At 61.6% G+C, this 24,855-nt stretch carries 26 protein-coding genes; 9 read left to right on the top strand and 17 right to left on the bottom strand.

From position 1 onward, the window contains the following. Positions 1 to 50: 50 nt before the first annotated feature. Entirely contained in the window at positions 51 to 1,652 is a 1,602-nt protein-coding gene (locus tag AC3YOG_RS19600; RefSeq protein ID WP_489936313.1) for an EAL domain-containing protein, read from the bottom strand. 108 nt (positions 1,653 to 1,760) lie between these two features. Beyond that, positions 1,761 to 3,539, bottom strand: coding sequence for an aspartate--tRNA ligase (aspS, locus tag AC3YOG_RS19595; RefSeq protein ID WP_489936312.1), 1,779 nt, complete (start codon positions 3,537 to 3,539; stop codon positions 1,761 to 1,763). A gap of 187 nt (positions 3,540 to 3,726) precedes the next feature. Between aspS and rnd the strand changes: the two genes are divergently transcribed. Further along, positions 3,727 to 4,899 (top strand): ribonuclease D, encoded by a 1,173-nt coding sequence (gene rnd, locus AC3YOG_RS19590; RefSeq protein ID WP_489936311.1) that lies wholly within the window; start codon positions 3,727 to 3,729, stop codon positions 4,897 to 4,899. On the opposite strand, the gene AC3YOG_RS19585 is transcribed toward rnd, so the two are convergent. The 4 genes from AC3YOG_RS19585 to AC3YOG_RS19570 are packed head-to-tail and all read right to left on the bottom strand — an operon-like array spanning position 4,900 to position 10,423. Beyond that, complete coding sequence (locus tag AC3YOG_RS19585) at positions 4,900 to 6,438, bottom strand: Ppx/GppA phosphatase family protein (RefSeq protein WP_489936310.1); 1,539 nt, start codon at positions 6,436 to 6,438, stop codon at positions 4,900 to 4,902. Further along, positions 6,435 to 8,606 carry an RNA degradosome polyphosphate kinase gene (locus tag AC3YOG_RS19580; protein WP_489936309.1) on the bottom strand — a complete coding sequence of 724 codons (2,172 nt, stop codon included), beginning with the start codon at positions 8,604 to 8,606 and terminating at the stop codon, positions 6,435 to 6,437. The genes AC3YOG_RS19585 and AC3YOG_RS19580 overlap by 4 nt, the downstream gene beginning before the upstream one ends. Continuing rightward, positions 8,599 to 9,348, bottom strand: coding sequence for a P-loop NTPase family protein (locus tag AC3YOG_RS19575; RefSeq protein WP_489936308.1), 750 nt, complete (start codon positions 9,346 to 9,348; stop codon positions 8,599 to 8,601). Before AC3YOG_RS19575 ends, AC3YOG_RS19580 begins: the two co-directional genes overlap by 8 nt. Then, positions 9,332 to 10,423 (bottom strand): AI-2E family transporter, encoded by a 1,092-nt coding sequence (locus tag AC3YOG_RS19570; protein ID WP_127753159.1) that lies wholly within the window; start codon positions 10,421 to 10,423, stop codon positions 9,332 to 9,334. Before AC3YOG_RS19570 ends, AC3YOG_RS19575 begins: the two co-directional genes overlap by 17 nt. A gap of 134 nt (positions 10,424 to 10,557) precedes the next feature. Between AC3YOG_RS19570 and purM the strand changes: the two genes are divergently transcribed. Further along, the gene (gene purM / locus AC3YOG_RS19565; protein ID WP_489936307.1) at positions 10,558 to 11,634 is read left to right on the top strand and encodes a phosphoribosylformylglycinamidine cyclo-ligase; all 1,077 of its coding nucleotides are present in this window, start codon (positions 10,558 to 10,560) and stop codon (positions 11,632 to 11,634) included. A 44-nt stretch (positions 11,635 to 11,678) separates the two neighbouring features. Then, positions 11,679 to 12,245 carry a phosphoribosylglycinamide formyltransferase gene (purN, locus tag AC3YOG_RS19560; protein WP_489936354.1) on the top strand — a complete coding sequence of 189 codons (567 nt, stop codon included), beginning with the start codon at positions 11,679 to 11,681 and terminating at the stop codon, positions 12,243 to 12,245. On the opposite strand, the gene AC3YOG_RS19555 is transcribed toward purN, so the two are convergent. Further along, complete coding sequence (locus AC3YOG_RS19555) at positions 12,223 to 13,134, bottom strand: 5'-methylthioadenosine/S-adenosylhomocysteine nucleosidase (RefSeq protein WP_489936306.1); 912 nt, start codon at positions 13,132 to 13,134, stop codon at positions 12,223 to 12,225. The genes purN and AC3YOG_RS19555 overlap by 23 nt on opposite strands. Positions 13,135 to 13,307: 173 nt before the next feature. Here AC3YOG_RS19555 and AC3YOG_RS19550 point away from each other — a divergent pair, with 173 nt between their 5' ends. Both AC3YOG_RS19550 and AC3YOG_RS19545 read left to right on the top strand, forming a co-directional pair. Beyond that, positions 13,308 to 14,225: a DMT family transporter gene (locus tag AC3YOG_RS19550; RefSeq protein ID WP_172123390.1), complete on the top strand. Its 918-nt coding sequence runs from the start codon at positions 13,308 to 13,310 to the stop codon at positions 14,223 to 14,225. Positions 14,226 to 14,250: 25 nt separating this feature from the next. Beyond that, positions 14,251 to 14,451, top strand: a complete 201-nt coding sequence (locus AC3YOG_RS19545) for a hypothetical protein (protein WP_127753164.1) — start codon at positions 14,251 to 14,253, stop codon at positions 14,449 to 14,451. Positions 14,452 to 14,468: 17 nt separating this feature from the next. Here AC3YOG_RS19545 and AC3YOG_RS19540 read toward each other — a convergent pair whose 3' ends face one another. The 10 genes from AC3YOG_RS19540 to AC3YOG_RS19495 form a co-directional block, all read right to left on the bottom strand. Then, positions 14,469 to 15,002 (bottom strand): YqhA family protein, encoded by a 534-nt coding sequence (locus AC3YOG_RS19540; RefSeq protein ID WP_127753165.1) that lies wholly within the window; start codon positions 15,000 to 15,002, stop codon positions 14,469 to 14,471. Beyond that, entirely contained in the window at positions 14,999 to 16,420 is a 1,422-nt protein-coding gene (gene gatB / locus AC3YOG_RS19535; protein ID WP_489936353.1) for an Asp-tRNA(Asn)/Glu-tRNA(Gln) amidotransferase subunit GatB, read from the bottom strand. Before gatB ends, AC3YOG_RS19540 begins: the two co-directional genes overlap by 4 nt. A gap of 187 nt (positions 16,421 to 16,607) precedes the next feature. Further along, positions 16,608 to 17,120, bottom strand: a complete 513-nt coding sequence (locus tag AC3YOG_RS19530; RefSeq protein ID WP_489936305.1) for a GNAT family N-acetyltransferase — start codon at positions 17,118 to 17,120, stop codon at positions 16,608 to 16,610. A gap of 11 nt (positions 17,121 to 17,131) precedes the next feature. Further along, positions 17,132 to 17,440 carry a chorismate mutase gene (locus tag AC3YOG_RS19525; protein ID WP_172123395.1) on the bottom strand — a complete coding sequence of 103 codons (309 nt, stop codon included), beginning with the start codon at positions 17,438 to 17,440 and terminating at the stop codon, positions 17,132 to 17,134. Between the two features lie 75 nt (positions 17,441 to 17,515). Next, on the bottom strand, positions 17,516 to 17,833 hold the full coding sequence (locus tag AC3YOG_RS19520; RefSeq protein WP_489891155.1) for a hypothetical protein: 318 nt from the start codon (positions 17,831 to 17,833) through the stop codon (positions 17,516 to 17,518). Positions 17,834 to 17,933: 100 nt separating this feature from the next. Next, positions 17,934 to 19,418 (bottom strand): Asp-tRNA(Asn)/Glu-tRNA(Gln) amidotransferase subunit GatA, encoded by a 1,485-nt coding sequence (gene gatA, locus AC3YOG_RS19515; protein ID WP_489936304.1) that lies wholly within the window; start codon positions 19,416 to 19,418, stop codon positions 17,934 to 17,936. Beyond that, the gene (locus AC3YOG_RS19510; protein WP_489936303.1) at positions 19,415 to 19,894 is read right to left on the bottom strand and encodes a hypothetical protein; all 480 of its coding nucleotides are present in this window, start codon (positions 19,892 to 19,894) and stop codon (positions 19,415 to 19,417) included. The genes gatA and AC3YOG_RS19510 overlap by 4 nt, the downstream gene beginning before the upstream one ends. Further along, positions 19,891 to 20,373, bottom strand: coding sequence for a GNAT family N-acetyltransferase (locus tag AC3YOG_RS19505; RefSeq protein ID WP_489891158.1), 483 nt, complete (start codon positions 20,371 to 20,373; stop codon positions 19,891 to 19,893). The genes AC3YOG_RS19510 and AC3YOG_RS19505 overlap by 4 nt, the downstream gene beginning before the upstream one ends. Positions 20,374 to 20,376: 3 nt before the next feature. Next, complete coding sequence (gatC, locus tag AC3YOG_RS19500; protein ID WP_127753173.1) at positions 20,377 to 20,664, bottom strand: Asp-tRNA(Asn)/Glu-tRNA(Gln) amidotransferase subunit GatC; 288 nt, start codon at positions 20,662 to 20,664, stop codon at positions 20,377 to 20,379. Between the two features lie 98 nt (positions 20,665 to 20,762). Beyond that, a complete protein-coding gene (locus AC3YOG_RS19495) occupies positions 20,763 to 21,293 on the bottom strand; it encodes a hypothetical protein (RefSeq protein ID WP_489936302.1) in 531 nt (176 codons plus the stop codon). Between the two features lie 70 nt (positions 21,294 to 21,363). Between AC3YOG_RS19495 and ruvX the strand changes: the two genes are divergently transcribed. The 4 genes from ruvX to plsY all read left to right on the top strand — a co-directional run bounded on the left by ruvX (position 21,364) and on the right by plsY (position 24,853). Then, positions 21,364 to 21,828 (top strand): Holliday junction resolvase RuvX, encoded by a 465-nt coding sequence (ruvX, locus tag AC3YOG_RS19490; protein WP_127753175.1) that lies wholly within the window; start codon positions 21,364 to 21,366, stop codon positions 21,826 to 21,828. A 68-nt stretch (positions 21,829 to 21,896) separates the two neighbouring features. Next, the gene (locus AC3YOG_RS19485; RefSeq protein ID WP_127753176.1) at positions 21,897 to 22,883 is read left to right on the top strand and encodes an aspartate carbamoyltransferase catalytic subunit; all 987 of its coding nucleotides are present in this window, start codon (positions 21,897 to 21,899) and stop codon (positions 22,881 to 22,883) included. Further along, complete coding sequence (pyrC, locus tag AC3YOG_RS19480; protein WP_489936301.1) at positions 22,880 to 24,178, top strand: dihydroorotase; 1,299 nt, start codon at positions 22,880 to 22,882, stop codon at positions 24,176 to 24,178. The genes AC3YOG_RS19485 and pyrC overlap by 4 nt, the downstream gene beginning before the upstream one ends. 69 nt (positions 24,179 to 24,247) lie before the next feature. After that, positions 24,248 to 24,853 (top strand): glycerol-3-phosphate 1-O-acyltransferase PlsY, encoded by a 606-nt coding sequence (plsY, locus tag AC3YOG_RS19475; protein WP_127753178.1) that lies wholly within the window; start codon positions 24,248 to 24,250, stop codon positions 24,851 to 24,853. The last annotated feature ends 2 nt before the right edge of the window (positions 24,854 to 24,855 follow it).

Genomic DNA, 24,855 nt, shown 5'->3' with positions numbered 1-24,855 from the left:
CATTCAGCGCAGTTGAAAAGGGCGAATGACCTCGATTGCGCTTAAGGCTCCTATGCGGCGTCGGCAACGAGGCCGGCAGTCCTGCTTGGCGGGATGGTCGCCTGGTGCAGGGCAAGGGCGAGTTCCTTGAATGCTTCGGCGCGCAGGGCTGGCGAAAAGATGAAACCCTGCGCCTGCAGCACGCCGTGGGCGCGAAGGTAGAGGGCCTGGGCCTCCGTCTCGACGCCCTCAGCCACAATCTCGCACTCAAGGTCGCGAGCCATGGCGATCAGGCCGTCCAGCACGGGCACATTGGTGGTTCCGGGTTTGATCATGTCGATGAAGACGCGGTCGATTTTGATGACATCGACGCCCAGCGTCTGCAGATAAGCCAGATTGGAGTGTCCGGTGCCGGCGTCGTCCATAGCCAGGCGAGCGCCAAGGGCATGCAGCCCAGCAATAACGCTATGGGCCTGCTGGGAATTGCCCAGTGGTTTGCGCTCAGTGATTTCGAACACCAATTGCCGGAAATCGACGGCTGATCCCCCAAAAATCGCTTGGACATCTTCAACGATGGAGCCGTCGCGGAAATGTCCTTCAAACAGATTGATGGAGATCTTGAGCTCGGGCATGAGGGTGCAAAGCTCCCCGAGGTCGTATTTGACCTGCTGCATCAGCGACAAGGTCATGGGAATGGCCAAGCCCGATGATTCGGCATAATCGATGAAGGCGCCAGGGGAAACGATCTCTCCGCTGCGCTTTTGCCAGCGGCACAGCACCTCGCAGCCGACCAGCTCGCCGGTCCGCAAATTGATCACCGGCTGGTAACATGGCCGCATTTCGCCTCGCGCGATTGCCCGCTCAAGCTCGAAGCCCGATACGCGCGAATGCCGCACCGAGTGGATGGCGAGGATCAAGAAGGCCGCGCTCATCAGGCAGGCAATGACGGTGAAGCTGACATCCAGATCGGCATAACCCGCCCGCACGGTCGCGAACGGCACTGCCGACTCAACCTTGATCGGCAATTGGCCGGCAAACCCCTGGCTGAAGATGAACTGGTCAGCGGATGCGCGCCTCTCGAACGGCTTGGGATCACCGATGGTCGCAACGGGGTTACCATCAGCCAGCAGGACCCGGATCATGCCGCCGGCAGGAATGGCGCGTTCGAGCCCTTCAGTGGTCGCTCCGATCAACGGCACAAAGACCGAGACGATGCGCTCGGACCCGGAAGAACGGCTGATCTGGAGGGCCGGCAGGGCAATATCGCCCATGCTCACCACGCGTATGGTTTCGCCCTCCTCGCCTGTCGGTAGGGCTGCGGACAAGGGCGAATAGCGGACGGTCCGACCGAAGGCCGCGCAGTACTGAACCGCGTCGCTGTTCTCGACCAGCACCTGCTTAAGGCTGAAGCTTGCTTCAATGGCGCGCTCGATGCTGGCCAGGAAAGTCGGGGTGCAGGTCGAGCGGTTTTCCGCAGAAATGCGATCGAGACTAGCGAGTGCGTCGGCTACCCCGGTCTCGATGGAGCGGGTCACCGCCGCAACGGAACGGCCCGCTATGTCGGTCTCTTTCACCCGGACATAGGCATCCAGCAGATGGTCCACCGCTGCGATGGGCACAAAGGCCAGCATCGCACCAAGCAACATGAGTATATGGGGGTATTTGGTTCTCAAGGCGCGCCCGGCCCAAACTGGAGAGCCTTGAATATCAAGCCGCGCTTAATGGCTACTTAAGTCCAGCGCCGATAGCCGGGCAGTCTTGCGACTGCCCGGGGAATGTCTTTATTTTTCCTGCACGTTGAGACGGATGCCGAGCTCGCGCAGCTGCTTGGCCGAAGCTGGGCTTGGCGCGCTCATCAGCAGATCTTCAGCCTGCTGGTTCATCGGGAACGCGGTGATCTCGCGCAGGTTCTGCGCGCCGCAGATCAGCATCACGATCCGGTCTACGCCGGCGGCCATGCCACCGTGGGGCGGCGCACCATACTGGAAGGCGCGATACAGCCCGCCAAAGCGATCTTCAACGTCCTGGCGCGAAAGTCCCACCAGCTCGAAGGCCTTGACCATAGTTTCCGGTTCCTGGTTCCGGATGGAGCCGGACGCGATTTCATAACCGTTGCAGACCGCATCATACTGGTAAGCCTTGAGCGACAACGGATCGGGCCCGTTAAGCCCTTCGAGCCCCCCCTGTGGCATGGAGAAGGGGTTGTGGGCGAAGTCGAGCTTCTTTTCTTCCTCGCTCCATTCATAGAACGGAAAGTCCACAATCCAGCACAGGGCAAACTGCTCAGTGTCAACGAGGTTGAGCTCGGTGCCGACCCGCGTGCGCGCTTCGCCAGCAAAGCGATACATCTTCTCGGGGCGACCCAGCACAAAGAACACGGCGTCGCCGTCCGCAAGGCCAAGCTGGGTCCGGATAGCCGCTGTGCGTTCCTCGCCGATATTCTTAGCCACCGGACCCGAGCCCTGACCGTCCTTGAAGAAGATGTAGCCCAAACCGGGCTGACCCTGGCTTTGTGCCCAGGCGTTCATGCGATCGCAAAACGCGCGCGAGCCGCCGGTCGGCGCCGGGATGGCCCAGACCTCAACCTGGGGATCGGCTTCGATCTGGCCGGCAAAGACCTTGAAGCCCGATCCGGCGAAGTGCTCGGTGACGGACTGCATCTCAATGGGGTTGCGCAGATCGGGCTTGTCGGAGCCGTATTTGCGCAGCGCCACATCATAGGGGATGCGGGGGAATTTCTCAGTCACGCGCTTGCCGTCAGCAAACTCGGTGAAGATGCCGCGCAGCACGGGCTCCATCGTGTCCCAGACATCTTCCTGGGTCACAAAGCTCATCTCGAGGTCGAGCTGATAGAACTCGCCGGGTAAGCGATCCGCGCGCGGATCCTCGTCGCGGAAGCAAGGCGCGATCTGGAAGTAGCGATCAAAGCCGGCCACCATCAGCAGCTGCTTGTACTGCTGGGGCGCCTGGGGCAAGGCGAAGAACTTGCCGGGGTGAATGCGGCTCGGCACCAGGAAATCGCGCGCGCCCTCGGGCGAGGAGGCTGTCAGGATGGGGGTCGAGAACTCGGTGAAGCCGATCCCCTCCATGGTGCGGCGCATATAGGAGATCACCTTGGTGCGCTTGACGATATTGGCGTGCAAGGTTTCACGGCGCAGATCGATGAAGCGATAGCGCAGCCGAACATCTTCTGGATAGTCGGGTTCGCCAAAGACCGGCAGCGGCAGTTCGCGCGCGGCGGAAAGCACTTCAATCTCGCGGATGAACACCTCGATATCGCCCGTGGGCAGATTCGGGTTCACGGCTGCGCCGTCGCGCAACTTAACTTCCCCGTCAATCCGGATCACCCACTCTGCGCGGACCTTCTCCGCGTCGGCAAAGGCTGGAGAATCAGGATCGATGACACATTGGGTCAGGCCGTAATGGTCGCGCAGATCGATAAACAGCAAGCCGCCGTGATCACGCACCCGATGCACCCACCCGCTCAGGCGCACCGTGTCGCCGGCCTGTTGCGCAGTCAGGGCACCGCAATTGTGCGAACGATAGCGATGTGTGGTCATAGCAAACTCTGAAAAACTGGCCGGAAATTGGGGGGAAAAGCGCATGGGCGCGGTTCGATGTCAAGAAGCACCGCCCGCCGTTCCGCGGATGGCTTCGCGGGGAGAACTCTGCGGTCGCATTCAGGTATGGAGTGGGCTAGGCTCACCTGCTAGAAACAATCGTGACTATTTCAAGACGGACCTCGGTATGAACCTTGTAGTTTCCACAGGCGTGCTGGCCGCTTTTTGCGAGCGGGCCGCCAAGTTCGATTTCGTCACTGTTGACACCGAGTTCCTCCGAGAGACTACTTACTGGCCCAAGCTGTGCCTTATTCAGGCCGCTACGGACGATGAAGCGGTATTGATCGATCCACTGGCGGCTGACCTTGATCTGTCTCCTTTTTTCGAGCTGTTGGCCAACCCCGACGTTATCAAGGTGTTCCATGCTGCCCGGCAAGACATTGAGATTTTCGTCAAGCTGACCGGCAAGGTCCCCAACAACATTTTCGACACGCAGATTGCGGCCAGCGTCTGCGGCTTTGGCGACTCGGTGTCCTATGACAACCTGGTGCGCTCGATCACCAATATCGAATTGGACAAGTCTTCCCGCTTCACCGACTGGGCAGCGCGTCCTCTGAGCGAGAAACAACAGGTTTACGCGCTCGCCGATGTGACACATCTGCGTGACGTTTATCGCGAGTTGCGCAAGCAGGTTGATGCCACTGGCCGCTGGGACTGGGTCGAGGACGAACTCGGGGTGCTGCGCAGCATCGACACCTATGTCGTTCAGCCTGAGCAGGCCTGGGAACGGCTCAAGATGAAGATCAACCGACCGCGCGACCTCGCTGCGTTGCAGCGCCTGGCGGCGTGGCGGGAACGCCGGGCGCAGGATAGCGACCAGCCACGCAGCCGTGTGCTCAAGGACGATATGCTGTTTGATCTGGCCATGCAGCGTCCACTGACGCCAGACGCGTTTGAGAAGCTGCGCACGGTCCCACGCGGGTTTGGCCGGAGCGCCACCGCAGCTGAATTGATGGCGTTGCTCAAGGAAGTCGAAGCTCTGCCCAAGGCAGAGCTGCCTGCTGTGGCCGAACGCTACCGGGGCCCCTCCCCTAAAGGCGCTGTGGGCGATCTGATCAGGGTGCTGCTGAAATCAGTGGCCGACGAGCACGGCGTCGCCGCGCGGATCATCGCCACCTCAGACGAGATCGACGCCCTGGTGTTGGACGACGATGCCGATGTGCCGGCCCTCAAGGGTTGGCGGCGCAAGCTGTTTGGTGAAAAGGCGCTCGACATCAAGCATGGGCGGATCGGCCTCGTGGCAACCAACAAGGGCGTGCGGGAAATCGTGGTGCGGCCGCGCGCTGCTGCCGCCGAATAGCTATTGGACGCGCACGCGTGAGGTCTTGAACTCGGTCAGGCCGACAAACTGCTCAAAGCGGTTGCGCAGGTGTTCGGCATCCAGAAAGGCCAGGTCGCGCGGCAACACCAGCTGCAATTCATTGCCGTCGGCAGCCAGGCCGATGCGCTGCAGGATTCCCGGCATGGCGGCAGTAATCGGGTAAGCCACCCGGAACAAGGCTCCGATCAGTCGTGCCCGGGCGGTGCCTTCGGGCGATGCCAAGCCAAGCAGTGGCTGCGTAATGCCCTTGGTCTTGAGCCCGTTATAACGAACCGCGATAACCGTGGCGAGGAACGCCCGCCCAGGGTGGTCCACACCGGTCAGACCGCCAAAGGCCACCGCATCTATGCTTTGCGAGCCCCGGTAGTCCGGATGAGCCCGCCAGCCGATATCGGCAAGAAGACACGAGACGATCCGTAATCGCTTTTCAGTCTCGGTCTCTACGGTGCCGCTTACCGCGAAGAACTGGTCCGTGAACTCGATCAGGTCATTGGCATGGGACGGGGACCTCGACCGCAGCACGGATAGCTCTTCGGCGCCTTGAATCAGCGGATCAAGCGCACGCTCACGATTGTCGAGCATACCAAATAGATAGCCCTCGCGGACACCCAGCGCCGAAAACACCACCTCGCCAAATTGGCCGGCCTTTAGCACTTCACTGATCACGGCTGCGCCAAAGGGCACAAGCTCACGGCGGGAGGAACTGGCATTCTCGGCACCTGGATAGTGCTTGAGCGAGCCGTGCTCGACAATATCGGTGCACAGCTTGATCATGTCGTCCGCCGGCACCTTGTAGTGCTGCACCATCTGCAGGGGATAGTCGCGTTGGACCTGATGCAGCTTGGCCAGCGTTCGCCAGGTGCCACCAATGGCAGCAAAGCTCCCGCCGGGCTTCTGCTGGGCAAGCGCGGATTTCTTCAGGCGATCACGGACAAGAGCTGCCGCCTTGGTGGGCGAGCCGTCGCTGTCGTCTTGCAGGCGGATCACGCCAAGCTCGAACGACTCGCCTTCCTGGTCGGAGCCATCGATGATGCGCGACAGCTCAAGGCTGCCGCCCCCCAGATCGCCTACAATGCCGTCAAAATCTGGAATGCCTGCGACCACACCAAGGCCGGCGAAATGGGCTTCCTGCTCACCCGTCAGTACTTGCACAGGACTGTCGATGATGGCTTCAACGGCGGTGACGAATGCCTCCCGGTTCGCCGCATCGCGCACGGCAGATGTTGCGAGCACATAGACCTTGCCAACTCGCATCATGCGCGTGACCAGGGCAAAGCGTTTGATTGCCTCCAACGCCTGGGCGACATTGGCGTCAGCCAGGCGCCCCGACTTGGCAATGCCACGGCCGAGAGCGCAGGAGGCCTTTTCATTGTAGAGCGGCGTCAAGGCGCGGGCGTGACGTTCATAAACAACGAGTCGTACGGAGTTGGACCCGATGTCGAGCACTGCTACCGGCCGAGCGCCCTTGATCCTCCCCTGAGCGGTAGGATCGGCATCTACGCCCCAAAACTGGTTCAATCAAAATCCTCGTCGCCATCTTCCCGCCCCGCCGTGCCGCGACCCGACAACGATGGATTGGTCATGAAATAGTCGTGCGCGTTGAACGGTTCCTCGCCTTCTGCAAGGCGGATGCGGTGCGAACTGCCATCCGGCAGCACTTCCCAGCTCTGCTGGTTGTCGCGCATATAGGCAACGAGGATCCGGTCGACGATCTGCTTATGCACCGTCTGGTTGAGGATCGGCACCATGACTTCGACCCGGCCATCGAGGTTGCGCTGCATCAGGTCCGCCGAAGAAATATAGACCTTGGCGCGCGAGGACGGGATCGCTTCACCATTGCCAAAGCAGTAGATGCGGCTGTGCTCGAGAAAGCGGCCAACCACCGATTTTACCCGGATATTTTCCGAAAAACCGGGGATGCCCGGCCGTAAGCAACAAATCCCGCGAACGACCAGATCGATCTTCACCCCGGCCTGGCTTGCGTCATAGAGCGCGTCGATGATCTCGGGGTCCACCAGCGAGTTCATCTTGAGCAGAATGCTCGCGGGCTGCCCCGCCTGCGCGAATTCCACTTCCCGATTGATGTTGTCGAGCAAGGTTTGCCGCAAATTGACGGGCGAAACCGCGATGGTTTCCAGTTCCGTCGGCCTTGCGTAACCGGTGATGAAGTTGAACACCCGGGCCACGTCGCGCGTCACGGCAGGATCGATCGTGAAATAGCTGAGGTCGGTGTAAACCTTGGCGGTGATCGGATGGTAGTTGCCGGTGCCGATATGGCAGTAGCTGACGAGCTTGCCCTTTTCACGGCGCACCACCTGGCTCATTTTGGCGTGGGTCTTGAGCTCGATAAAGCCGAACACCACCTGGGCCCCTGCCCGCTCCAGGTCGCGCGCCCAGCGGATATTGGCCTCTTCATCAAAGCGCGCCTTCAACTCCACAAGGCAGGTCACCGACTTGCCCGCTTCCGCCGCCATCACCAATGCCTTGATGATCGGACTATCGGCAGAGGTCCGGTAAAGAGTCTGCTTGATGGCGACCACTTCGGGGTCTCGCGCCGCCTGCATCAAGAACTGCGCAACCACATCGAAGCTCTCGAACGGGTGGTGGACCAAGATGTCCTTGGCGCGGATCGCGGCGAAGCTGTCCCCGTTGTAGTCGCGGATACGCTCGGGAAAACGCGCGAGATAAGGGGTGAATTTAAGGTCGGGGCGGTTGATGTCGCAAATCTTGCGAGCATCGGCGAGCCCAAGAAACCCCTGAACTTCAAAGATTTCGCTGTCCTTGACGCCGAGTTGCTCGCTGATCTGGCGCTTGAGCGCGCGGGGCATGGTTCGCTCGATTTCCAGCCGGATCACCAGGCCGCGGCGGCGTTGGCGTAGCGCCGACTCGAATTCAACCACCAGATCGGCCGCTTCGTCGTCGATTTCGATCTCGCTGTCCCGCACCAGCCTGAAGGCGCCGGAACCGACAACTTCGTGGCCAGGGAACATCTTGTGAAAGAACAGCTTGACCAGCGTGTCGATGGTCACGACCTCGCTGCGCCCATCCGATACCAGCCCTGTAGGCAGGTTGATGAAGCGATCAAGATTGCTGGGGATGCGCACCAGGGCTGTCAGCGGCACTTCGCTGTTGGGCCGCCGCAGCTCAAAGGCGAGCGCGAGGCCCAAATTGGGAATGAACGGGAACGGGTGGGCCGGATCGACCGCGATCGGGGTCAGAACCGGGAAGATCTCTTCGCGGAACAGCTTGGCGAGATAATTGACCTGTTCGCTGCTCAGGTCATTGGTTTCATGGATTACCACGTTCTGCGCGAACAACTCTTCGCGCAAGCTTTGCCAATGATCCTGCTGTTCGAGCTGAAGGTGCTGGGCCAACGTGGAAATCTCGTCCAGCTGTTCGCTCGGCGATAAACCGTCAGCGCTTTGTTTGACGAGGCCAGCCCGCAACTGGCCCTTGAGACCTGCAACGCGGACCATGAAGAATTCATCGAGGTTGTTGGCTGAAATGGAGACGAAGCGCAGCCGTTCCAGCAGCGGATGGGCGGTGTTGGCGGCCTCTTCAAGCACGCGCATATTGAACTGGAGCCAGCTGACTTCGCGGTTGACGAACCGGGCCGGGCTTTTGCGCAGAGCTTCGGCTTCCGGCACGGCGGCGTCTGCTTCCCCAATCTGACCGATTTCATTCATCTTCCGGCCCACCCCAGTCCAATTCATCGCTCCCGGCGCCTTGTGCCACCAACCGGCGATCGAGAGCCTCGGCAGCAACGCTGCGGGTGATGGCTGTACCCTTGGCGAGAGCCAGGCGATCCATCAACTCCACTAGACTAACGGCCTCGGCAGCCGATCTTTCCATGCGCGCCACGATAAAGGAAATCACCTTTGGCTCGACCACGATCTGTCGGTCACCAAACAGTTTCACCAACATCTGTGACAGCTGGATGTCATCGGTCAACTCCAGCGTAAATGCCGCAGCACGCCGCGCTCGGGAGCGGACATCGTCGGTTGCCAGCGGCCAGTGGGCGACTCCCTCGCGTGCCGTCAGCAAAAGCGGGCGGCTGTCGCGTAAGGACTGGTTGAGGAGGTGAAACAAGGCGGCCTCAGGATAGCCGCGGCTGTCGACATCCTCGACTATCACCGGCTGCCGGCCGCCAGCGCTGGCGAGACGCACCAGATCATCGGCTCCGGCAAACACCGCCCCGCTCCTTTCGGCAAAGATGCGCGCCAGGTGTGACTTGCCCGACTTGGCTGGACCGACCAGCAGCGTCATTGGGTCGGCCCAATCGGGAAAGCTCATGATCCGGCCATGCGCCAGTTCATTGCCGTCCCCCACCAGGAAGTCCTCGAGGCCATGGGATGGCGTATGCCCCAGATCCAGTGTCAGCTGCGCACCGGTATCGGGGATTTCGTCGTCCTCAGACAACATCGGCATCGCCATCGATGCTGCCTGCTTCGCCCTGGTAGAGAGCGCTTTCACGATATTTACGCACGCCATAGCGCACCAGCACGCTACCGATCGCGGCCATCGGCACGGCTAGCAGCAGGCCAACAAAGCCAAACAAAGCACCCAGGGCGAGCAGCGCGAACATCATCCAGACCGGGTTGATGTTGATCGTAGAGCCGACAAGCTTGGGATAGAGAATGTTGCCTTCAACAAACTGGCCGACCATGTAGATCATGAAGATGATAACGATGAACCACCAGTCAGGCCAGAATTGGACGATGGCGATGCCCATCGAGAGCACAAAGCCAATGGCGAAGCCCACAAACGGAACGAAGCTGAACAGGCCACCAATCAGCCCGATCGCGAGGCCGAAGTTCAGCCCCACAAGGCTGAGTGCGGTCGCATAAAAGGCGGCCAGGATGAGTACTACGCTGCCCTGCCCGCGAATGGCGCCACCCATGGCGCTGTCGATGTCGCGCAGGATGCCCTGGATTTCGCCCTTGTGGTCGCGCGGCAGCAGGCTTTCCAACCCACGCACCATGCCTTCCCAGTCGAGCAGCAGATAAAAGCACACGACCGGAGTGAAGATGATGATACCCACGGCGCTGATCAGTGTCGCGCCGCTTGAAAGCACTTCGCCGGTGAGGACACCCACAAGGCCCACCATGCGACCCATCAGGTCGGTCATGGTCGCTTCCACCTGCGCCGCGCGCTCAGGTCCCAGCCAGGCATTGAGTTCGGGCGCCCATTTACGCGCCAATGCCTCCAACTCGGCCGCATAGCCCGGCAGGCGCTGCACCAGCCCGCCAACCTGCTGCGCGACGAGCGGCACCAGCATGAATATCAGGCCCAGAAGTATGGCCACGACCGTAGCCAGCACCAGCGCCGTCGCCCAAGCGCGGTTGAAGTGCCATTTCTGCAGTTGGTTGACGATCGGGTTGAGCAGATAGGCCAGCGCGGCCCCGACAACGAAGGGCAGCAGGATGCCCCGGAACAACCAGAGCAACAGGATCAGCACGACGAATGATCCGATCCAGATCAGCACTTGATTTCGCAGTGTCATTGACTGGACCGGCCCTTGCGTCGGTTGGGTGGAGAAGCTATCAGGCCCTCTACCGGCCCCCTCCGGAAATGGCAACTGCCCTGGTGTCTAGCCTGCGGCATTGCGCACGGTTTCCCCAATTGGCACTGAGGCCCATGTCCGACCCCCAAAACCTGCCACCAAACGGTCTTTCATACAAGCAGGCCGGCGTCGACATTGATGCGGGCAACGCCCTTGTCGATGCGATCAAGCCCGCCGTCCGCTCCACGCGGCGGGCAGGCGCCGACGGCGAGATCGGGGGGTTTGGGGGCCTGTTCGACCTCAAGGCTGCTGGCTTCACCGACCCCGTCCTCGTGGCGGCCAATGATGGCGTCGGCACCAAGCTGCGGATCGCAATTGAAGCTGGCAAGCACGACAGCATCGGCATCGATCTTGTTGCGATGTGCGTCAACGACATCGTCGTTCAGGGCGCGGAGCCGTTGTTCTTTCTGGATTACTTCGCCACCGGCGCGCTTGATGTTGAGCAGGGAACCGCGATCGTTGAGGGGATCGCCGAGGGTTGCCGCCAAGCCGGCTGTGCCCTGATCGGCGGGGAAACCGCGGAAATGCCGGGCATGTACCACGGCAAGGACTATGATCTGGCCGGCTTTGCCGTGGGCGCTGCCGAACGCGGGACCCTGCTGCCGCGAGCCGATCTCGCGCCAGGCGATACGCTCGTTGCGATAGCCTCTTCGGGCGTGCACTCGAACGGCTATTCGCTGGTGCGCAAGATCGTGGAGCTCTCGGGCAATGACTGGTTCATGGATGCGCCATTTGCGCCCGGTCAGTCCCTTGCCGATGCATTGCTGACCCCTACCCGCATCTATGTGAAGCCCATTCTCGCGGCGCTGAAAGCCGGGATCGGCATCAAGGCCCTGGCCCATATCACCGGCGGCGGCTTTATCGACAATATCCCCCGCGTCTTGCCCGATCATCTGGCGGCGCATGTGAATCTCCGAGCCATAACCGTGCCCAAGGTTTTTGGCTGGCTGGCCCACACGGGCGGTCTCGCTGAAGCCGAAATGCTGCGCACCTTCAACTGCGGCGTTGGCATGCTGATCGCGGTTGGCACAGACGAGGCCGCTACCCTGGTGGAGCACCTCAACGATGCTGGGGAAACGGCAGCAATCGTTGGCGAACTCGTGCAACGCACCGGCGAGGCGGTGACCTTCGAGGGCAGGCTCTCGCTGTGAGCCGCACGCGCACTGCCATTTTGATCTCGGGCCGTGGCTCCAACATGGCGGCGCTGATCGAGGCGGCAAAGGCCCCCGACTACCCCGCCGAAATTGTCGGCGTGGTCTCTAATCGGGCCGCGGCCGAAGGACTGGCCCTGGCTGCGGCTGAAGGGATCGCGACGGCGAGCCTTGCACAAAGCAAGTTTCCCAGCCGGGACATGTTCGAGGACGTTCTGACCCAGGTCCTTGAAAGCTGGGACACCGAGCTGGTCTGCCTTGCCGGCTTCATGCGCGTTTTGGGCGAAGATTTTGTCAATCGCTGGCAGGGGCGCCTGATCAACATCCATCCTTCCCTGCTGCCGCTCTACAAGGGGCTGGACACGCATGCCCGGGCACTAGCCGATGGCGCGACCCGCCATGGCTGCACCGTTCATTTCGTCACCCCGGGCTTGGACGAAGGGCCCGCCATCCTGCAAGCTGAAGTGCCGGTTCTGCCGGGCGATACGCCCGACACCCTTGCCGCGCGGGTGCTTGTCGAAGAGCACCGGCTTTATCCAGAGGCGGTGCGGCAGCTCGCCTCTGGAGAGTTCGGATCCTTGGGCAGCCTTACTCCGGCAGTGCTGCAATGAAGGCGGTTACGACGGCAGCCGAATTGTTGGACGCCAAGCCCATGAAGGTGCCCATCTGGTTTTCGCCTTCGCCGCCACCCGCTAGATCTGACAGCGAGCGGAACGCGATGAAGGGCACATCATTGGCATAGGCCACATGCGCTACGGCGGCGCTTTCCATGTCGAGCACCTGCGCCTCGAAGGTCCCAAAGGCATATTCACGCAGTTCTGCATTGTCCACAAAGGCCGCGCCCGAAACGCCATTGCCACCAACATGAATGCTCGGCGTGGTGGTGAGGCAGGCGTTTTCTGCCGAACAATCCTCCAGCTTGATCTCAGCTGCAACCTTCTCGGCGACCGCCAACAGCTCCGCATCGGCGGCAAACCAGAACTTTTCCTCGGGCTCGCCACCCTGGCGGGCGATATCCACGGTCTGCGGGAACATCATGCCGAAGGAGGGATGGGGCGCGTCCATGAATGAGGGCGGCGTGAACTTCCCATCCACTTCGCGCGCCATGATGACCTCGAGATACTGGCCCCACTGCGCCGGCACAATCACATCCCCGATATGGCGCTCGGGATTAACGCCACCCGCTATTCCGGAAAACACGATGCTTTCGATGTTGAAGTGGTCCAGCGCCAGCTGCGAGGTCATCGCCGCATTGACCATGCTGACCCCGGTCAAGAACAGCACCACCGGCTTGCCCTCAATCACCCCGGTTGCAAAGGTGGTGCCATTGACCGTGTAATCCTTGCGTTCGCTGAGGGCTTCCTGCAGCGCAATCCATTCGGGGCCAAAGGCCGACATCACCGCGATGCGCGGCGTGGTATCCAGAGTTTCCGCCGCCAGGACCGCGGGCGCGGCGGTGGCGAGCAGAAGAGCAGAAACGGCAAGACCAAGTTTGTGCATAAGAGCCCTCAGAAGTTTACCGGTGAAGGCTAGCAGCCCCCTCAACGCATGCAACTGCAATGGCGCATAGGAGCCATCCGCTCATCACGTGCATTGATGCTTGCCATCGTCAAAATCGGTTCGACCTTTGCTGGCGACAGGCCTAGCGTCGCCGCTTCCTGGGAAAGAATCACATGTCGGCACGCTACTGGGCGCTCATCATTTTTATCGGAAGCATCTGGGGCACCTCGTTCCTGTTCAATGCTGTGCTGATCCGTGAACTGGGGCCAATCACCGTGGCCGCAGGCCGGGTGACCATCGCCGCGCTGGTCAGCTGGTTATTGTTTTTCGCCCTTCGCAAGCCCCTGCCCCGTGATCCGATGCTGTATCTCAAGCTCGGCCTCCTCGGCGTGTTCAGCTATGCGGTGCCGTTTACGCTTTTCCCCATCAGCCAGGCCCACATTCCGAGCGGGCTTGCTGCGATCATCAATGCCCTGCTCCCGGTGGTTACCGTACTGGTCTCGCATTATTGGCCCGGCGGCGAAAAAATAAAGCGCCACAAGGCTGCCGGCGTGGTTGCGGGGTTTACCGGTGCGGCATTGCTGGCTTCACCATCCCTGGCGGCCGGCAATGAGCATGGCGAGCTTTGGGCCATTGCCGTCTGCTTTGCCGCCGTGATGCTCTACGCCATCACGCTCAATGTCGCGCGAAGCTTCAAGGCGATCGAGCCCACGACCATCGCCACCATTGCCATCTCTGGCGCGGCGTTGACTTCAGTGCCAGTTGCGCTTTGGGTTGAAGGGGTGCCACACATCGAGCGGATCGAAACCTGGGCGGCCTGGATCGCCATCGGCGTTTTCTGCACCGCCTTGGCGTTCCAGCTGATGTATCGGCTGCTGCCGCGCGTTGGCACCACCAACTTCGCCTCCAACACCTTTGTCACCCCGGTCGTCGCGGTCTTGCTCGGGGTGTCGCTGCTGGGAGAATCCATTCTGCCCATTCACCTGCTGGGCATGGCCGTGGTGTTTTTAGGCTTGTTGCTGATCGACGGTCGCATTCTCAAAATCTGGCGCAAGCCAGTGTCCGGAACTGAGGTCGTATCCCCCCGTTGAGATAGGTCCCAACGAGGAGGCAGGCATGCCCATTCCACCCAATCCAGAGATCGATCCCGCGGAAACGCCCGAGATCGTGCCGCAGCCTGTTCCGCCGCCGCCGATGCCGGTGAGCTTCCCCACTCCAGACCCATCCGAAATTCCGGGCAACGTGCCGGTGGAAGATCCGCAGCCAGACTACCAGCCGGAACTTCCCCCCGAGCCAGGTCACGACATCAATCCGTGACTTAGCGACGGCCCCGTTTAGTCGTGGCCGTCGATCTTGCTGAGGAAATAGGTGAGCGCGCCGATCACGACCGCTGTTGCGGCACCCAGATAAACGATGTCCGGTCCGCTGCTCCAGGTCACAGCGCGCCCGAGAAAATAAACCGCCAGCACGGTGATGGCCACGCCCACCAGCTTTGACTTCAGATCATCGAGATTGCTGATCTTGAGCCAACGTGGCAAGGCCAGATCCTGGTTGAAGTAGAGCTGATAAAGGCCGAGCGAAACCACCTGCACCACGGTCGCGAGCAAGAAAAGATCAACCAGCTCGATGGCGTGCAGCAGTGCCTCGTCCTTGCTTACGGGATGGTCGGCGAAGAACAGCTCGCGGATGAAGTGCCAGGTTTCAGCGACCCCATAGATCATCAACGCCATTGAAGCGGCCATTGTGGCCAGCACCGGCAGGATGATGATGCGGCTGACCAGGGCGCCGATGACGCGCATCAGCCACGGCCCCATACCGTGATCCAGCAACTGCTTTGGGGCTTCCTTGTCTTCGGCGGGCTCGCTCACTCTTCGAGGCCGAGCTTGCGCTTCATCAATTCGTTCAGGGCCTGCGGGTTAGCCTTGCCGCCCGATGCCTTCATCGCCTGGCCAACGAACCAGCCGGTCATGGTGGGCTTGGCCCGAACCTTGGCGACCTGATCGGGGTTGGCGGCGATGATCTCGTCGACCACCTTCTCGATGGCGCCGAGATCGGTGACCTGCTTCATGCCGCGCCGCTCGACGATCTCGGCAGGTTCGCCCTCCGGCTCCTCGGCGATGATGATCTGCAGCAAATCCTTGGCGATCTTACTGGAGATCGTGCCGGCGGCCACGAGGTCAACAATCCCCGCGATCTGAGTTGGCTGCAGATGGGTTTCCCAGACAGCAAGCCCCTGGCTATTGGCATAGGCGGCAACATCGGCGTTGAGCAAATTGGCGACAGCCTTGCCGTCGCGCTTGCTGCCGCCATGGGCAACAACGGCCTCGAAGTAATCGGCCGTGTCGCGATCCAGCGTCAACACCATGGCGTCGTAGGGCGTCACGCCATAGTCGCGGACAAAGCGGGCCTTCTTCTCGTCCGGCAGTTCGGGCAGGTGTTCCGCCAGCGCCGCCACGAAGGCGTCGTCAAACTCCAGCGGCAGCAGGTCGGGATCGGGGAAGTAGCGGTAGTCATGCGCTTCTTCCTTGGAACGCATGGACCGGGTTTCGCCGAGCTTCGGATCGAACAGGCGGGTTTCCTGGTCGATCGAGCCGCCGTCTTCAAGGATATCGATCTGCCGACGCGCTTCGTATTCGATCGCCTGGCCGGCAAAGCGCACAGAGTTGACGTTCTTGATTTCGCAGCGCGTGCCGAACTCACCCCCGGGGCGTCGCACCGACACATTGACGTCAGCGCGCATGGAGCCCTGCTCCATATTGCCGTCGCAGGTGCCGAGATAACGCAGAATCGTGCGAAGTTTGGACAGATAAGCCTTAGCCTCGTCAGCCGAGCGCAGGTCCGGCTTGGAGACGATCTCCATCAGCGCCACGCCGGAGCGGTTGAGGTCCACAAAGCTCATGGATGGATGCTGGTCATGGATGGACTTGCCCGCGTCCTGCTCCAGGTGGAGCCGCTCGATGCCGATCTCGATGGTCTCGTCGCCCATGTCGAGCAGTACCTTGCCCTCGCCGACAATGGGGTCCTTGAACTGGCTGATCTGATAGCCCTGCGGCAGATCGGGATAAAAATAGTTCTTGCGGTCAAAAACGGACCGCTTGTTGATGACGGCCTTAAGCCCAAGGCCGGTCCGCACAGCCTGGCGCACGCATTCTTCGTTGATGGTCGGCAGCATGCCGGGCATGGCTGCGTCCACGAACGAAACATTGCTGTTGGGCGGATTGCCGAAGGCGGTCGAGGAGCCGGAAAACAGCTTGCTTTCGGAGGTCACCTGCGCATGCACTTCCATGCCGATGATCACTTCCCAGTCTCCAGTGGAGCCGGAAATAAAGCGCTTCGGATCGGGCGTACGGGTGTCGATAAGGGTCAAAGTGAGCTCTCTGAACGGCATGCGGGAACACGACCCAGTGCTTACTGACCAGCGGCGCGCGATGCAACGCCTCTTTGCCCGATCTGGTCAGTTCCGGCGGCCGAGCTCAGTCCTCATCGTCGAGATCGCCCACGAACGGGTGTAATTTCTTCTCGAGATGAACGCTCATGAACGGCTCGTGATGGGCACGCCCATCGGGACGCATGGCGAGGATGCGGTAGCCCTGCCGTTCATAAAAGCGGACCGCGCGAATATGGTCTGCGGGGGTTTCGAGCTGCACCCGGCTGGCGCCGAATAGTTCCAGCACCGACTCCATGCGCCGCAGCAGCATGGAGCCGATGCCCTGGCCTTGGCTTTCCGGAGCCACAAACAGGAACGGGATATAAGCGCGCCGGGCGGAGCGCGAACACCAGCCGACAGGCATGCCATCCTGTTCGGCCACAATGATGCGCGTGAGCGTTTCGGCGACGGCGCGCCGAAGCCGGTGTTGCTCGGCGTCGCGCATGCCGGGTGTTTCGGTTAGCAGCGGCAAAATGCCCTTTGTCCAGGAGCGGTAGGCGATGTCAGCCAGAATGCGTGCGTCACCAGGTTCGGCATTGCGGATCAGGACACTGCGCATGACACACTCTCCTAAAGGGCGCGCCGCCGCGCCGTGATGATGCCCTTCTCGTAATTGATGTTCCAATCGATCAGGGTTCGCCACACAAGTTCGGCCTGATCCTCGTCAAGATCAAGAGCCAAACTACGCTCGCGCACCTTGGCGATCACTGCCTCGATGCGGACGGGGTCGCGCGCCTCATGCGGGTCGGTCTTGATCTCGGCCATGCGGGTGACATAGCGATGCCGCTCCGCGAACAGGTGCAGGAGCGCCTGGTCGATCCGATCGATTTCGGCACGGACATCATCTTTGGTCTGGCAGTCGGCGGGCGCGGTGGTCACGGCAAAGGTCCATTGGTGCAAAACTCAGTGCTGGTTTGCACCGACCTGCCGGCAAAGGCAACCGCTGGTGCCCGCCTAGTGCCGGGTAACGTCGCTGAGCGCCGCGGCGATATGTTCCCATTCCTGCGCGACGCTGGCGGTGGCGCGGCGCTTGCCGGCCCGGCGGTACCAATAGTCGGCATTGCCCATATCGGCTTCGATCCAGTGCATCAGCGCATGCACCCAATCAAATGCCTGTACGCCTTCCATGGCCTGAACGATGGTGTGGGCCTGCTCCCACTCGGGGCCGACACGGAACTCACCTTTCTTGAGCCACCACAACGCTTGCAGCGGCTTGCTCATGTCTTTGGGCGGCTCGGACCAATCGAGCGAGGTGAAGATATCCACGGACATATGACTTTCCGAAAAGAAACGGGCCGTCCCGAAGGACGGCCAAATACGCAAGGGCTGAAATAGACCCTTGCCGAAGCCGGTTCAAGAGACCGGCTCTGGCTCACCACCAGGGCTTCGGTGAGAAATCGGTCGCCGCGCTGCGCTCGATCACCCGAGCGGCTGCAAAGAGGGTTTCCTCGTCAAAGGGCTTGCCGATCAGTTGCAGCCCCAGCGGGAGCCCCTGCCCGTCCTTGCCCGCCGGCACCGCAATGCCCGGCAGGCCCGCCATGTTCACGGTCACGGTGAAGACGTCGTTGAGGTACATCTTCACCGGATCGGCGGCGAGGGTCTCGTCGCCAATGCCGAAGGACGCCGACGGCGTTGCCGGGGTGAGGATGGCGTCAACGCCGGCGGCGAAAGCGTCCTCGAAATCCTTCTTGATCAAGGTACGCACCTTTTGCGCCTTGACGTAATAGGCATCGAAATAGCCGGCGCTCAGCACATAGGTGCCGATCATGATGCGACGCTTCACCTCGCGGCCAAAGCCGGCGGCGCGCGTCAACTCATACATGTCGGTGATGTCCTTGCCGCTCACCCGCAGCCCGAATTTGACGCCGTCATAGCGCGCCAGGTTCGAGGACGCTTCGGCCGGAGCCACGATGTAATAAGCCGGCAGCGCGTATTTGGTATGCGGCAGCGAGATATCCTTGACCGTAGCGCCTTCAGCGCGCAGCCATGCCAGCCCCTGCTCCCAGAGCTTTTCAATCTCGGCGGGCATCCCTTCCATGCGGTATTCCTTGGGAACACCGATGCAAAGGCCCTTTACGCCACGCTCAACCGCCGCCGCGAAGTCTGGCACCGGCAGGTCGACGCTGGTGGAATCCTTTGGATCAAAGCCCGCCATGGAGCGCAGCATCAGCGCTGAATCCTCCACAGTGCGAGCGATCGGGCCGGCCTGGTCGAGCGAGGAGGCAAAGGCGACGGTGCCCCAACGCGAGCAACGGCCATAGGTCGGCTTGATGCCCACTGTGCCGGTGAACGCCGCCGGCTGGCGGATCGAGCCGCCGGTATCAGTGGCGGTTGCCCCAGCGCAGAGCCATGCCGCCACAGCGGCGGCCGAACCACCCGAGGAGCCGCCGGGCACCAGCTGAGCATTGGAGCCTTCAGAGCGGAACGGGCTGACAACAGGGCCGTAAAAGGAGGTCTCGTTGGACGAGCCCATGGCAAACTCGTCCATGTTGAGCTTGCCCAGCATCACGGCGCCATCGCGCCAGAGATTGCTGGTGACAGTCGACTCGTAGCCTGGCTTGAACCCATCCAGAATATGGCTGGCGGCCTGAGTGTGGACGCCCTTGGTGGCGAACAGGTCCTTGACCCCGAGCGGAATGCCTTCGAGGGAGCCGCCCTCGCCCTTGGCAAGCTTCTCGTCGCTGGCCTTGGCCATGGTAGTGGCCTGCTCGGCCGTTACCGCGACATAGGCGTTGAGCGCGCCATTGGCCGCCTCGATCGCGCCAAGGTACGCGCCGGTCAGCTCGGTGGCGGAAAAGCTCTTGGCCTTCAGCCCCTTGCTGGCTTCGGCAAGGCTCAATTTGGTCAGGTCGGTCAACGCGGTAACTCGCTTAGATTGGCGCAGCGGTGGAAAAGCGTCGCGCCGGGCGAAGCTCCCTCCGAGCTGGTTTCACTGGTTGCGGCCGCACTCATGGCAGCCTCATGGGAAGACACCACCTGCACGGTGTCGGATGTGAGTGGTGTCAGTGCCAACGTGTCGGGATAAATGGCACCCGGGTTTTCACAGACGGCTGACACGAAAAGGTGGGCATTGCCCGGCTTGGCTTTGATGTCAAAGAAGTGGCAGCTGGACTCAAGTGTCTGGATGCCATCGTCAAAGGTCATCACCTGAAACCCGAGGGTGGAGATGGCGTCCAGACCATCTTTTTCCAGCGCATCGCAGCCCGCGGGATCACTCACGTAAACCTTGGTGCGGTCGACGCTGGAAATCTCCTGCGCCTGGGTAGTCCCCGCGGCGAGGATGACGACGCTTGACAATACGGCGCCTTTGACGATCCGGATGCTCATGCTCATGCTTCTGCTCCCTGCCGCAACGGCATTGCAAAGAAAGCCGACCACTCGCTGTCTGGATAATCAAGGAATGGGCCACGCGGGGTGAAGCCGCTGCGTTGGTAGAGCCGCTGCGCTTCGGCAAAGCCGGGCCCCGTGCCTGTTTCCAGCATCAACTGGCTCAGCCCCTTTTGCCGCGCCAGATCGACAATGGCGCCAAGCAGCGCCGAGCCAACCCGCTGGCCACGAACGGACGGGTCCGTGAACATGCGCTTGACCTCGCCCAGATCCGAAGAATGAACCTTGAGCGCGCCGCAGCCCACTGCCTCGCCTTCGGCATTGCGCGCCACGAAAACCGTCGTGTCGTCACCCGCCATCTGCTCAACGGTCATCTTGAACTGAAATTCGATTGGCGAAAGCGGCAGCAGGTGATCGTTGAGCGCCGCCACAAGGCGGCGCACATCGTCCTGCAACGGCGTTTCAATGCCAATCGTGACGGCCATCGCCTACTCCACGACCTTGGGGACCATGAAGAAATTGTCTTCCGACAGCGGCGCATTGGCCACGATCAGCTCAGGATAGCCGCCATCGGTTATCGCATCGTCGCGCCGGCGCAACTGCATCGGGGTCACCGACGTCATTGGCTCGACGCCGGACACATCCACTTCGCCCAGCTGTTCCACGAAACCGAGAATGGCGTTCAGCTCGCTTTGATAGCCAGCGACTTCCTCGTCCTCGATGCGAATACGCGCCAGGCGCCCGATACGCTTCACCGTTGCGGCGTCTACCGACATGGCTCATGCCTCCAAATAGGGAGATGCGGCCCTTGCCGCTCTGGTGCCGCTTTTAACAATGGTGGCGGGCAAGTTGCAATGGCAGAGGCGCCGCGGCTTTAGAGCTCAAGCCCCAGCCGTGACTCGAGAGCAACCAGAGCGGTGTCGTCCAGGTGGGCTCTCAAAGCGGGAATGGCTTCATCAAGCTCAGCGTCAGCAGCCGCCAGCGCAAGCAATCTCGGAGGCTGGCGCTCCAGCAGATTCCTGCCGTCGGCCACCAATTGACCAGCCGAACCAAACAGCACCACCACGGCATCGCCGAGCCACCGCCCGAACGGCAACAACTCCCCGGCCACCAGCAGCAAGGGCCGCTCACCATCCACATGCACGAGAACCAGCCCCGCCCCTGCCCGCAAGATTGTTGCCTCGACGGGACCAGCGTCGAGCGGCCGGATGCGCCGGGGCTTCCAAAGGGCAAGATCAACCTGAGGCAAGCAATCTTCCGCCGCAGCCAATCCGAAAACCCGATCCGCCCCCGACACCAGCTCAGCCGCGTCGATCCCGGCCGGGACCACACCGGCATCCGCAACCAGGATCAAGCCGCCAATGTGAATGCGGAGCGTCGTACCGCCAAACCAGGTGAGTTTCATTGCAAAGTCCAATCGCCAAAGTCAGGGGAAAACTATAGGAGCGGCACCATTGAGCAAGCCGAGGTGCAGCATGAGCGACGATCTCCCGGAAAATCCCCTCGCTGGTCTGCCCCCCACCGGCAAGCTGCTGTGTCTTGATCTTGGCACCAAGACGATCGGCGTGGCCGTCTCAGACGCGATGCGCTATTCGGCGACGCCGCTCGAAACCATTCGGCGCACCAAGTTCACCCAAGATGCCGAGCGACTCGACGAGTTGATCGCACAAAATAATGCCGTCGCGATCATTCTCGGCCTGCCGCTAAACATGGATGGCAGTGAAGGGCCGCGGGTGCAATCGACGCGGGCCTTCGCCCGCAATCTAGCTGCGCGGATCAGCATTCCCATTGCATTCTGGGACGAGCGCCTGTCCACCAGCGCCGTTACCCGCATGATGATCGACGCCGATCTGCGGCGCGACCGGCGCGCCGAACTGGTCGACAAACTCGCGGCCAGCTACATCCTCCAGGGCGCGCTCGATCGCCTGCGCCGGGGATAAAGCAACAAACAGTTGAACACCCGCCACCCCTCCGCTAGACCGCAGCTAATTGCAGGGGATCCGAGGCCATGGCTGAACCAACCGGCGGCAACGTCACGCAAGCTGGCAGCAGCGCTGGCGACTTCCCCCCCTTTCGCCAGCGTCACCTGCTTTCCATCGCCGATCTGAAGCAGCACGAGATCATCGACCTGCTCGACCGGGCCGAGCGCATGGTCCCCGTCTCGCGCCAGGAGCGCAAGACGCATCCTACCCTGTCGGGTAAAACCCAGATCAACCTGTTCTTCGAACCCTCGACCCGCACTCAGGGCTCGTTCGAGATCGCCGGCAAACGCCTCGGCGCGCTGGTGATGAACATGTCGGTAAAGTCCTCCTCGGTATCCAAGGGTGAGACGCTGGTGGATACCGCGACAACGCTCAACGCCATGCGCCCGGATGTGATCGTGGTGCGCCACTCGGCGGCCGGCGCGGTGGAGCTCCTCTCGCAAAAAGTGGGTTGTGCTGTTATCAATGCGGGTGATGGCGCCCACGAACACCCCACCCAGGCGCTGCTCGATGCGCTCACTATCCGGCGCCATAAGGGCCGCATCAATGGACTGACCGTCGCGATTTGCGGGGACATCGCTAATTCGCGTGTGGTGCGCTCCAACCTGCTGTTGCTCGGCGCGCTTAATGTCCGCACCCGGGTGATTGCCCCGCGCAATCTCCTGCCTGCGGGGATCGAGCAACTCGCAACCGAAGTGTTCACCGATATGCGCAAGGGCCTAGAGGGTGCCGATGTGGTGATGATGCTGCGCCTGCAGCATGAGCGCGCCAATGGCCGCATGATCCCTTCGGTGCGCGAATATTACCGCTTCTATGGATTGGACGCCGACAAGCTCAGCCATGCCAAGCCGGACGCGATTGTGATGCATCCCGGCCCGATGAACCGGGGCGTGGAGATCGACCCAGCCATTGCCGACGGTCCCGCTTCGGTGATTACCGACCAGGTGGAAATGGGCGTGGCCGTACGCATGGCAGTGCTCGATGCCTTGCTGCCTGCGGGAGACGTTCGATGAACCGCCCATTGCTGATTGAGAACGCCCGCCTCGTTGATCCGGCTTCCGGCACAGATGCCCGCGGAGCTGTGCTGGTCGAGAATGGCGTCATCACCGATCTCGCGCTTGAGGGGCCCATCGGTGTGCCTGACGGAGCCGAGGTGATCGATGCTGCGGGCCACGTGCTGGCGCCGGGCCTCATCGATATGCGCGTGTTCACCGGCGAGCCCGGCAAGGAATATCGTGAAACGCTCCAGTCGGCCGGCGAGGCCGCCGCCGTCGGCGGAGTGACGAGCTTTGTGATGATGCCGGACACCAGCCCGGTGGTCGACGATGGTGCGCTGGTGGATTTCCTGCTGCGCCGGGGCAAAGCCACGAGCAAGGTCAATATCTTGCCCGCCGCCGCGATCACCAAGGGATTGCGTGGCGAGGAGATCACCGAGTTCGGGCTCCTGCAGGAGGCAGGCGCCGTTTGCCTGACCGACGGACGCAGCTCCATCCAGTCCAGCGCGCTGCTGCGCACGGCGATGAGCTATGCCGCCAATTACGACATGCCGATCGTTCATCACCTCGCGGACCGTGGGCTAGTTGGCGATGGCGTAATGAACGAAGGCTTCTTCGCCACTATTTTGGGCCTCAAGGGCATTCCGCGAGAGGCGGAAACCATTCCCCTGGCGCGGGACCTGCAACTCGCTGCTTTGACCGGCGTGCGCTACCACGCGGCACAGATTTCCACTGCCAGCTCCGCCGAACTTCTCCGGGCGGCCAAGGGCCGGCACGCCAATGTGACGGCCGGCGTGTCGATCAACAATCTGGCGCTCAACGAAAACGACATCGGCCGCTACCGGACCTTTTTCAAGCTCGCAACACCCCTGCGCTCCGAAGATGATCGCCAGGCCATGATCGAGGCGCTGCGCAACGGCACGATCGACACCATCCATTCCGATCATGACCCACAGGACAGCGAGGTGAAGCGGCAGCCCTTTGCCGAAGCCTCGGATGGCGCGATCGGGCTCGAAACATTGCTGGCGGCGGCATTGCGGCTGGTTCATTCCGGCGAGGTGGATCTCCTGTCGGTGCTGCGGGCGATGACCATCCGGCCGGCGCAAATCCTGGGCCTGCCTTCCGGGCGTATTGCGCGCGGAGCACCAGCCGACCTGATCTTGTTTGATCCCGATTATCCCTGGCAGGTCAGCGAAACGGCGATACGCTCGCGTTCGCGCAACACCAGCTTTGAAGGCGCACGCCTTGCCGGCAAGGTAATGCGCACCATTGTGGGTGGACAAACGGTTTATCTCCACACCGAGACGCTCTAGCCATGTGCGAGCCCTTGTGGAACGGGCGAGGCTGGGGCTACCAATACTTACCTTCGCTCGGAACCTGTTATGGCCCCTGATCTGCTTACCCTGCTCTACGCCATCGTGCTCGGCTATCTCTGTGGCTCGGTGCCGTTCGGCCTACTGCTGACTCGCGCGGCCGGGCTTGGCGATATCCGCGCGATTGGCTCGGGCAATATCGGTGCCACCAATGTGCTGCGTACTGGCAATCGCTGGCTCGCGGCCGCAACGCTGGTTCTCGACGCCGCTAAGGGCGCCGTGCCGGTTTTGCTGGCTCGCTATCTTTGGGGCGAGGACGCGGCAATGGTTGCTGCGATCGGCGCCTTTATCGGGCACTGCTTTCCGGCGTGGCTGGGCTTCAAGGGCGGCAAGGGTGTCGCCGTGCTGATCGGTGCCCTCCTGGCGTTGTCCTGGCCGGTGGGGCTGATCTTCTGCGCGGTCTGGCTGCTGATCGCCGTAACGCGCAAGACCTCCTCCCTCGCTTCACTCACCGCTGGCGCTACCGCACCGATTTTTGCCTATGTCGTCGTTAATGAGTGGCTCGCGGTAGCAGTGGCGGTCATGGTGATCCTGCTCTTTATCCAGCATCGCACCAACATCGCCCGTCTGATGGCGGGAACCGAGCCAACCATCGGCTCTACCAAGAAAGCCTGATC

The organism is Devosia sp. Z6_126 (assembly GCF_058133495.1).
Note: the sequence above shows the minus strand (reverse complement) of the source record. Positions and strands in the feature narration are given on the sequence as shown.